The organism is bacterium SCSIO 12827 (assembly GCA_024397995.1).
Taxonomy (GTDB): Bacteria; Pseudomonadota; Alphaproteobacteria; order Rhodospirillales; family Casp-alpha2; genus UBA1479.
The window spans coordinates 2,019,437-2,027,266 of the sequence record CP073746.1; the positions used below are offsets into that span (position 1 = coordinate 2,019,437).

The following is a 7,830-nucleotide window of genomic DNA, read 5'->3' on the forward strand; positions in this document are numbered from 1 at the left end:
CCCGTCACCTGACTAAAATCCCGCTCCCCCCTCCCCGAATTATCTGAGGTCGTGTTCGGGAAGGGGGAAAGACTGGGCAGGATCCAGGTTTGATTTCTGTCCGGCCCGGCCCTGCGCCATCTGCATCGGTCCGCCGGAAAGGTCCGGAACGTAAGAGAATGACGACGGACCGAGGCGCTCACCCCGATCCGCCGGCATCCTATTTATTCAGGTTGTCCGAGATTTCGGCCCCGATCTCCTTGAAGTAACGCAGGGCGCCAGGATGCCAGGGCAAGGTCTTGTTGAATTTTGCGTTGGCCGACACGGTGGTCTTTGCCGCTTTGTGGACATTCAACATTTTGGGGTTGTTCTCCATCGTCGTCTTGACCACCTCATAGATAAAATCATCCGGCAGGTCGGCGTTGGCGATGGCGAAATTCCACATGGAAACCGTATTGATGACTTGGTTATTCGCCTTCAAGGTTTTGTAGGTGGTCGACGGCACCTTGTAGGCCGATACCGGGAAATTGGCCTCGATCTGGGAAACTTGTTCCGGCGTGAAGCTTAGGAAGTTGATTTCGTCGGTGGCTTCGAGCTCCGTCGCGGCCGGAACCGGCACGCCGGCACCAAAGGCAATCGCGTCAACCAACCCATCCTTCAATTGACCGGCAAGGTCCGACCAACCGGCGTTTCGGGTTTTCGCATCGACACCAATCTGCTTCAGCATGCCAGGCCAGTAAGCATCACCCGTGCCACCGGCAGGCCCGACGCCAACCCGCACGCCCTTCGGCAGCTTTGCGAAGCTATCGACACCGGACCGCTTCAAGGTAATGAAGGTGAACGGCGTGACATACATCGGGAAAATCGCCCGCACTTTGTCCATCTTAACGCCCGGCGCCGCGGGGCTCTTTCCTGCCAACGCGTCTGCAGCGGGCCCAAGAGTCGTAAGCCCGAATTCGGCTTTGCCGACCTGCACTAACGCCAGGTTTTGGACGGGGCCGCCTGTTACCTCGGCACTTCCGACGACCGAGGTCTGTTTACTGATGATATTGGCCCAGCCGGATCCATACTGAAAGAACGTGCCGCCTTGGCTGGCAGTCGCAACGGTGAAGGACTTCGGCCAGTTCGCCTTCTGGGCTGAAGCAATGCCCGTCATCGCGAAACTCGCCACCGCTAAAATGGCAACAAATCCGATAAGCTTCTTCATGACTGTCTCCTCTTTCATTTTCTCTGGCGAATGCCAGTATTTTTCTGCAAGTCGTTCGAAGGCGGGCGACCTCCCAGGTACCCATCGACTCGCAACAATCCCTGTTCAGGCTGCGGCCGCCGGTCCATCGGCATGAGGGGCCAAGGTTGCGACAATGAATTCGTTCGCCGGCGTTGGAACATTCACCTCCCGCCCCAGGTCGACGACCCCGCCACTCAGCCAACGCAGTTCAAGAGGCTTGCCCGCTTCCAGATCGTGAAGCATGGATGCCTTCATCGTATCGGGCAGCGTGTCGACAAAACGCATGCGGTCTTGGGCATAATCTTCAGGCAGGGAAACGCCGCGGGCTCGGCCCACAGCCACGGCTTCGGAGATGATCGCATTCAAAAGGTTCCGCGATTCCGCCGTTGAACGGATGGCCCCGATGGGCATACGGGTGGCTGCGGTCATTGCCGACAAGCCGACCAGGAACACGAACTTTTCCCAAAGCACGCTTTCGATGTCCTGCGATGCGGTGGATTTCAGGCCGGTCGCGGCCAAGCCATCGACCAGCGTCTGCACCCGTTCGGAGATGGTGCGGTCATATTCGCCGATGACAATTTCCTGGAGCTTGCCGGTCTGGCCGATCACGCCCGGTCGGGCAATGGAAGTCGCGACGTAACCAACACCGCCGAGAACCGCCTTTTCGCCAAACCGCTTTTTGAGAATGATGTCTTTGATGACGCCGTTCTGCAAAGACAGAACTGCCGTGCCGTCACTGACTACCGGCTTTACAAAATCGGCCGCTGTTTCCGTGTCCCACATCTTCACGGCGAACAGCAAAAGGTCGGCCTTTCCGATGGTCCGGGGATCATTCGTCGCCTCGACGTCATACTGATTGGTACCGCCATCCGTCAGGTTTTCGATGATCAATCCATTGTTCTGAATTTCTTCGAGATGCGCCCCTCTGGCGATGAACGCCACGTGATGGCCGGCTTCCGCTAATTTGGCGCCAAAGAACCCTCCGACGCCGCCGGCGCCCATAACTGCCACTCTCATTTGGTTGGCCTCATTTCGTTAATTGGTTAATTAATTTACCAATTAAGCCTATGAGTGAGATTTTTGGTTGTCAATAATTATCCCGACGCAGGCCAATAGGCAGCTGCGCCGCGAACAGCCGAACATCGACCGCGCCAAGGCAGCCGACAAACAGAGACCTCATTGGAGATGGCTCAATTCTGCCGGACCGGTTCCCGGCAAACGATCAAGGACAGCTGATCACACCACGGCCCTCATACGCTCAGCATGGCAACCATGATTTTGTTGAGATGCGTTTGCACCAGCGCTTCCGCTTCGTCGGCGTCACGATTTAGAATCGCGTTCAGGATATGCCGGTGTTCGCGCCGTGATTCTTCCCGCCTTTCCGGGGTCAGGAACCGTTTACGCATCGACCCCCAGATAACGGCCCGGCGCTCTCTTTCCACCACTTCATACAGCGCCACCATCAGCAAATTCCCGGTCGCGTGAGCCAAGCATCGGTGGAATTCCGCGTCTGCCAGCTCATATTCATCGAACTTCTTCGCCATTTCGCATTTTACGGCCGCCGCTTCAAGCGCCTCCAAATCTTCGCCCTTAGCCCCCATGACGGCAAAACGCGCAAGCCTCGGCTCAATCAAAAAGCGCGCTTCCATGACTTCTTTCGGGCCGAACCCGAAATGCACTTTCCGCTGCTCGTCACCATACGCCGGCACGCGGCCGACGTATGTCCCGCTTCCGGGCCGACGCACGACGATGCCTTCCTCCTGAAGGACCGCCAGCGCGTCGCGCACGGCACTGCGCGACACCTGCAGATTGTCTGAAAGCGCGCGTTCGGTGGGAAGACGTTCACCGACTGAAAAACGGCCGGTCTCGATCCCCTCTTCCAGATACACGCGAACCGTTTGGCTATCTTTCACCTTGATCCCCCGGAATTCATAATTAGATGGCATCTTATATAATTGGTTGACCACTTTACCAAACACAAACCTCTATCCCGGCGCCCAGGCTTCCCGGTTGGCGTAAGTTTTCAATATTTCTCGGGAACATTTTTCGAACAAAATCCATCTAATGGGCGTGAATGCAACAGCGAGCCGCTTGAAATCGCACCTTTCGGCATTAGGAACAAATCTTCATGAACACATCTCTACAAACGTTGGAACGGACCAAATCCTCGAGCCAGTCCGACATTCAGCCAAGCCGGGTCGATGTCGAAGCCGCGTTTCGAACCATTATCCGCTGGGCAGGAGACGATCCCAGTCGTGACGGACTGCTCGAAACACCAGCGCGTGTGGCACGGGCGTTCGAAGAATTCTTCGTCGGCTATTCCCAAGATCCCGCCGATATCCTGCAGAAAACCTTCGAAGAAATCGACGGCTACGACGAAATGGTGCTGCTGCGGGGCATTCGGTTTGAAAGCCATTGCGAGCATCACATGGCGCCCATCATCGGCCAGGCCTGGGTCGCCTATGTTCCTGACAACCGCGTGGTGGGCATCAGCAAGCTGGCCAGGGTCGTCAATGTTTATGCCAAGCGCTTGCAGATTCAGGAACGAATGACGGCGCAGATCGCCAATACGGTGAACGAGGTCCTAAAACCCAAAGGGGTCGGCGTCATCATCAAGGCGTCGCATCACTGCATGACGACGCGCGGCGTCCACAAACCGGAGTCGGATATGGTGACCAGCCGCATGCTCGGCTGCTTTCGGGATAATCCCCCGACCCGTCAGGAATTTCTCAGCATGGTCGGCTGAGACACGGCCAAGATGAACCTGCGCAATGAGTAGTCTCGCCATTGAAGCAGCTTAATAACCGAATGGAGAGTCGAACATGACGCAGGATATACCACCGCAACTTGGACCGGATTTAAGCCAGGGAGTCGATGTCACCAGCTTTGTCGACGGCAAGCTTGTCGGCCATGTCGACGGCGATGAAGTTCTTCTGGTGGACGGGGAAAGCGGGATCTTCGCCGTCGATGCACATTGCTCCCACTATCATGCCTCCCTTGGCGACGGCCTGGTGACAGGGGATTGCATTCGCTGTCCGTGGCATCATGCGTGTTTTGACTTGCAGTCTGGCGAAGCCACTTGCGCCCCGGCCATAACACCGTTGCCGTGCTGGACGGTTGAAACGCGCGATGGCCGCATCTTCGTTCACGAAAAAAGCAGCCCCGTCAAACCGGTCGCGAGCCCGCCTGTCAATGCACCGGAGAGCATCGTTATCATCGGTGGCGGTGCCGCCGGCTTCGCGGCCGCTGAAATGCTACGGCGTCGCCAGTATCAAGGCAAAATCACCATGTTAAGCGATGATAGCGCCGCACCGGTGGACCGCCCCAATCTGTCCAAGGACTTCCTGGCCGGCAGCGCCCCGGAGGACTGGATTCCCTTATGCCCGAACTCGTTCTACGGCGAGGCCGGCATCGACCTGCGCCTGAACACCGACGTTACCAACATCGATATCGACGCACGACGGATCATGACCGCCGCCAGCGACAGCTTGTCCTATGACCGCCTGTTGCTGGCAACCGGTGCGGAACCTGTACGCCTGTCCATTCCAGGCGCCGATCTGCCGAACGTGCATACCCTTCGTTCTCTTGCCGACTGCCGGGCCCTCATCGCTGCCGCCGAGGATGCCCGTCGGGCTGTCGTGATCGGCGCAAGCTTCATTGGTCTGGAAGCAGCAGCGGCGCTGCGCGCCCGAAACATCGAGGTGCATGTGGTGGCACCAGAGCCGCAGCCGATGGCGCGGGTGTTCGGGTCCGAGTTGGCAGACTTTATTCAAACCTTGCACGAAGATCACGGCGTCATCTTTCACCTGGAAGAAACCGTGGTCGATATCTCCGACCGACGCGTGACGCTCAGGACCGGCACCGTGCTGCATTCGGATTTCGTCGTCGTTGGGATAGGCGTCCGGCCGAGGTTGACGTTGGCGGAGAACGCCGGGCTTACGATCGACCGCGGTGTCCTGGTCGACACCTATCTGGAAACCAGCGCCCCCGGGGTATATGCCGCCGGAGATATCACCCGTTGGCCCGACCCGTATTCAGGCGAGGCGATCCGCGTTGAGCACTGGGCCGTGGCGCAACGACAAGGACAGACAGCGGCCCTCAACATGCTCGGCCATCGCCAGAAGTTCGACGCGGTCCCGTTCTTCTGGAGCCAGCATTACGACGTGCCCATCAATTATGTCGGCCATGCCGAGGAATGGGACGAGATTTCGATCGAGGGAGATATCGCATCGAAAGATTGTTTAGTGATATACAGGAACAAAGGCCGGGTGCGCGCCGTCGCGTCGATTTTCCGTGATATACCGAGCCTGCAAGCCGAGATTGAAATGGAGCACGCAACGGCAGCGGGGAGATGAACGCGATGGCACTGCTACTCCGCGTCGCGCTGAACGACCTCCGAACCGCACCTTGGGACAAATCAGGGACAATTGGAGTCGTAAACGTTCATAAACGATCGCAAATGACCATATTCCATCGCATTGTAATTGCGATATTTTTTCCAAATCAGCACAGCATGTAGCGGTTAAACGCAAGTCTTGAAAACCAGCAAGGGTTAACGCCCTTCGTGGGTTCGAATCCCACCCCATCCGCCATTATTTCAACGGCTTAGATAGAAATCACCACCGATTTAATTGTACCAGGCCGACTTCATCCTCGCGCAGCATGCGGATGGGCTGTCTTGGGGTACAGCGTTTACGGCTCATTCGTTCATCCTTCTCAAGGTCAGAATGCGCCAAACCCTTTCAAACGTCCTGGATCACTTTTAGGGAGTGAGATCAAACCACTTCACGGATACTTAGGCTGAGACGTCATCTCAGGGCATGACCATTGACTTGTCCATGGCCCCCGCCCATATCTCAGGGATGTTGGTCCATGAAGATCATTTTCGGTTTCTTCTTCTGACCCGCCTGTTTCCCCGGGCGGTTTAGGCGCGTCTACGCCTGTCGCACCTCCCGGGGCTTCCTCATTACCTTGAAATGAGCGCGCGATCATCGGTCACGCGAGGAGAGATCATGGCCAACATCCAATTTCCTTACGACCCAAACCCGAAAATTAATTTGACTCGAAACCGCCGTCCCCATTTTGGCGGGCACTGCCAGATGGCATCTGCCAACAATTTCGAGGGCGTCGCTGCGGCAACACACCCCCCATTTGTGCGCGACATGGCCCAAGGCAGAACGGGTCCGATCATCTACGAGTTTTCCGAAGACGGCCCTAGAATGTTGTGACCTCCGTCAGGTCGCTTTCTCCAATCAAACGAAACTCATCGTATCGTTGATCCTCTCGTTTTTCGGAGCGAACACATGACTACGTATGCTTTGCGCGAGACATGCACTCGCTGCAACAACGCTTTGCCATTTGCTGCGGCCAACAGATGTCCGTTTTGCCACAAAGCACTTTTCTTGAACTTTGGATCGATCCTCATCATCTGCCGACATTGCGACAGGGAACTTCCGCGCGCGCACGCCGGTCGGTGCCTGTTTTGCACCACCACTAACTTACATAGAACCGAAGCCATCTCCGGAGAAGGATGCGTACAATGAGCGCGAAACGGCATATGCAACGCCTTGTGTGGCCAACTATCCTGGCAACCGTCAACTTCGGTCTGATTTTCTTTCGGTCTGATCTTAGCGATCATCTTGGAAATGACGAGACGCTCTGGCTCTGCATCAACGCCCTGGCATATTTCGCGGTTGCGTGGTTCATCAGCCGCGTTCTGTCGATCGCGCTCGATAAGACAACAGCGCATCGGCAACCCTACCCGCGACTCTTAAGAGAAATCATAACGGCGCTTTTGTTTCTGGTCGCACTCGCGGCGACCGCAGCGCTTTTCACAGGACAGGGTGCAGTTGGCGCGCTTGCCGGTTCAGGGCTTGTTCTCGCCATGTTCGGCTTCGCCATCCGCAACGTGGTGGCTGATACGCTGTCCGGAATTGCACTTGGTATCGAAGGTCCTTTTCGCATCGGAGATTGGATCGACATCGACGGGATGGCGCGCGGAAAGGTTATCGAGATCGGATGGCGCACAACGCGGATATTAACCCGTGACGCCACATACATGATTCTGCCGAACAGCCAGATTGCGCGCCAGCGGATTACAAACTATTCCGCGCCAAAGCCACATTACCGCACACAGATCGCCATCACTCTTGATCATAATATGCCGATCAAGCGAGCCCGCGAACTCATGTTGGACGCACTGAAGGGGGCGACGCTGATCCAACAGGACCCATTGCCGGACGTTCGCGTTCAGGCCTATGAGGAAAGCGGTATCACCTACGCCTTACGCTTTTGGCTTTCTCGCTTCGATCGCGACATTGATTGCCGCGACGAGGTCTATAGTCTGGTGGACGATACATTGCGCCGAGCCGGTACCACCGCACCATATAGGCGGATAGAGCTGGTCGGTCCCGCGACACCTGCCTGTGCCGTACAACATCCGGACACCTGAAGGCCTGCTGCTGACGATCACCGAAATCTCTACCGGTTAGCTTAAATTCAAGCCTTCTGGATAGCCCCACAGTAGCCCACGCACAAAACCGCCTTAGCGGTTTCCCACTGAGACGTTAGCCTTGAGTAGCAAAAAGCCCCCTAACCTGATGGCCTAGGGAGCTTGAATTTGT

7 protein-coding genes are annotated in these 7,830 nt (G+C 56.6%); 4 read left to right on the top strand and 3 right to left on the bottom strand.

Features of this window, described 5'->3' with window-relative positions:
• Positions 1–199: 199 nt before the first annotated feature.
• The 3 genes from KFF05_09520 to KFF05_09530 all read right to left on the bottom strand — a co-directional run bounded on the left by KFF05_09520 (position 200) and on the right by KFF05_09530 (position 3,186).
• A complete protein-coding gene (locus tag KFF05_09520) occupies positions 200–1,186 on the bottom strand; it encodes a TAXI family TRAP transporter solute-binding subunit (protein ID UTW50216.1) in 987 nt (328 codons plus the stop codon).
• Between the two features lie 105 nt (positions 1,187–1,291).
• Complete coding sequence (locus KFF05_09525) at positions 1,292–2,224, bottom strand: 2-dehydropantoate 2-reductase (GenBank protein ID UTW50217.1); 933 nt, start codon at positions 2,222–2,224, stop codon at positions 1,292–1,294.
• A gap of 233 nt (positions 2,225–2,457) precedes the next feature.
• Positions 2,458–3,186 (bottom strand): FadR family transcriptional regulator, encoded by a 729-nt coding sequence (locus tag KFF05_09530; GenBank protein ID UTW50218.1) that lies wholly within the window; start codon positions 3,184–3,186, stop codon positions 2,458–2,460.
• A 149-nt stretch (positions 3,187–3,335) separates the two neighbouring features.
• On the opposite strand from KFF05_09530, the gene folE reads away from it, so the two are divergent.
• The 4 genes from folE to KFF05_09550 all read left to right on the top strand — a co-directional run bounded on the left by folE (position 3,336) and on the right by KFF05_09550 (position 7,658).
• Positions 3,336–3,953 carry a GTP cyclohydrolase I FolE gene (gene folE / locus KFF05_09535; protein ID UTW50219.1) on the top strand — a complete coding sequence of 206 codons (618 nt, stop codon included), beginning with the start codon at positions 3,336–3,338 and terminating at the stop codon, positions 3,951–3,953.
• 76 nt (positions 3,954–4,029) lie between these two features.
• The gene (locus KFF05_09540) at positions 4,030–5,562 is read left to right on the top strand and encodes an FAD-dependent oxidoreductase (protein ID UTW50220.1); all 1,533 of its coding nucleotides are present in this window, start codon (positions 4,030–4,032) and stop codon (positions 5,560–5,562) included.
• A gap of 657 nt (positions 5,563–6,219) precedes the next feature.
• Complete coding sequence (locus KFF05_09545; protein ID UTW50221.1) at positions 6,220–6,435, top strand: hypothetical protein; 216 nt, start codon at positions 6,220–6,222, stop codon at positions 6,433–6,435.
• Between the two features lie 311 nt (positions 6,436–6,746).
• The gene (locus KFF05_09550; GenBank protein UTW50222.1) at positions 6,747–7,658 is read left to right on the top strand and encodes a mechanosensitive ion channel family protein; all 912 of its coding nucleotides are present in this window, start codon (positions 6,747–6,749) and stop codon (positions 7,656–7,658) included.
• The last annotated feature ends 172 nt before the right edge of the window (positions 7,659–7,830 follow it).

Coding starts and splice junctions, on each gene's coding strand:
- folE (UTW50219.1), top strand. CDS start 3,336: ATGAACACATCTCTACAAACGTTGGAACGGACCAAATCCTCGAGCCAG.
- KFF05_09520 (UTW50216.1), bottom strand. CDS start 1,186: ATGAAGAAGCTTATCGGATTTGTTGCCATTTTAGCGGTGGCGAGTTTC.
- KFF05_09540 (UTW50220.1), top strand. CDS start 4,030: ATGACGCAGGATATACCACCGCAACTTGGACCGGATTTAAGCCAGGGA.
- KFF05_09550 (UTW50222.1), top strand. CDS start 6,747: ATGAGCGCGAAACGGCATATGCAACGCCTTGTGTGGCCAACTATCCTG.
- KFF05_09525 (UTW50217.1), bottom strand. CDS start 2,224: ATGAGAGTGGCAGTTATGGGCGCCGGCGGCGTCGGAGGGTTCTTTGGC.
- KFF05_09545 (UTW50221.1), top strand. CDS start 6,220: ATGGCCAACATCCAATTTCCTTACGACCCAAACCCGAAAATTAATTTG.